This window comes from Desertibacillus haloalkaliphilus, from assembly GCF_019039105.1.
Lineage (GTDB): Bacteria > Bacillota > Bacilli > Bacillales > KJ1-10-99 > Desertibacillus > Desertibacillus haloalkaliphilus.
In genome coordinates this window covers 1-321 of sequence record NZ_JAHPIV010000640.1, presented here as the reverse complement: position 1 = coordinate 321, position 321 = coordinate 1, and the positions used below count along the sequence as shown (strand labels likewise).

The window sequence follows — 321 nt, the reverse complement described above, 5'->3', positions numbered from 1 at the left end:
AGTTGATATTGGTGAAGATGAACTCGTGCAAATTGTCTGTGGTGCAAAGAATGTCGCAGCCGGACAGCATGTCGCAGTTGCAAAGGTTGGAGCCGTTCTTCCTGGTAACTTTAAAATAAAAAAAGCAAAATTACGTGGAGAAGTGTCACAAGGAATGATTTGCTCCTTACAAGAGCTAGGGATTGAAGGGAAACTTGTCCAAAAGGAGTTCTCTGAAGGGATTTATGTTTTCCAAGATCAAGTTGAAGTTGGTAGTGACGCCCTTGCCGCACTTAACTTGGATGACGAAATATTAGAGTTGGATTTAACGCCAAATCGTTC

At 42.1% G+C, this 321-nt stretch carries 1 pseudogene; it reads left to right on the top strand.

Annotated features, from left to right (window positions below):
* A pseudogene (locus KH400_RS23660) lies at nt 1-321 on the top strand (phenylalanine--tRNA ligase subunit beta); the annotation flags it as partial.